1 protein-coding gene is annotated in these 1,093 nt (G+C 54.9%); it reads left to right on the top strand.

Annotated features, from left to right (window positions below; all coding sequences use genetic code 11):
• Window positions 1-106: 106 nt before the first annotated feature.
• Window positions 107-1,093 (top strand): IS256 family transposase (locus ACYVL5_RS23630; RefSeq protein ID WP_460597996.1); only part of this gene is annotated, 987 nt, incomplete at its 3' end.

The following is a 1,093-nucleotide window of genomic DNA, read 5'->3' on the forward strand; positions in this document are numbered from 1 at the left end:
GATAACGTAAAATATTTTTCGCTTTTTTGACTAGCACGGCAGTGCCCCGCCGGGTTAAGAATTGAGTCGCCAAACAACAATTCGATACCCCAGGAGGGACACTGCCGTGGAGAACGAGTCTACTACAAAAGGGAACATCATCCAACTGAATGAAGGGGCCATTCGCGATCACCTCGGAGAGATGGTCCGTAGCACCGTTGAGGACACTCTCAACCGCATGCTCGATGCCGAAGCCAACCAGTTGTGCAACGCCGAAAAGTACCAAAGAAACGAGGCCCGAACCGATACCCGAGCCGGCCACTACCAGCGGAAACTTCATACTACGGCTGGAGAGGTGACGCTCAACGTTCCGAAACTCCGTCGACAGACATTCGAGACAGCCATAATCGAGCGTTACCGCCGACGTGAAGCCTCCGTTGAGGAAGCTCTGATTGAGATGTACCTGGCCGGTGTTTCAGTACGACGCGTCGAGGATATTACCGAGGCATTGTGGGGCACGAAGGTCAGCCCCGGCACCATCAGTAATCTCAACAAAAAGGTCTACGCCAAGATCGAAGAGTGGCGCAATCGGCCAATTCAGGGCGATTTTCCCTATGTCTACCTGGACGGTATCGTCCTGAAGCGCTCATGGGGCGGGGAGGTCACCAATGTCTCCGTACTGGTGGCAATCGGCGTCAATGAGCAGGGCTACCGCAAAATTCTCGGCGTCTGCGAAGGGGCCAAGGAAGACAAGGCCGGTTGGTCATCCTTCCTTCGCCATCTCAAGGAGCGCGGGCTGCAGGGCGTCAGGCTCTTCATCACCGACGCCTGCATCGGGCTAGTTGAGTCGCTCGGGGACTATTTTCCACAGGCAAAGTGGCAGCGCTGCACCGTCCATTTTTACCGCAACGTCTTCAGCGTCACCCCAGCCAAGAAGATGCCGGAGGTAGCGGCAATGCTGAAGGCCATCCATGCTTCTGAAGACAAGAAAGCAGCTCTTGAGAAAGCAGAAGCGGTGTACGTAAAGCTCGAAGCGATGAAACTGAAGGAGGCGGCAAAGAAGGTCCAGGATTCTATCGCTGAGACGCTGACTTACTTCGATTTCCCTCGTGAG

The organism is Geomonas sp. Red276, assembly GCF_054784495.1.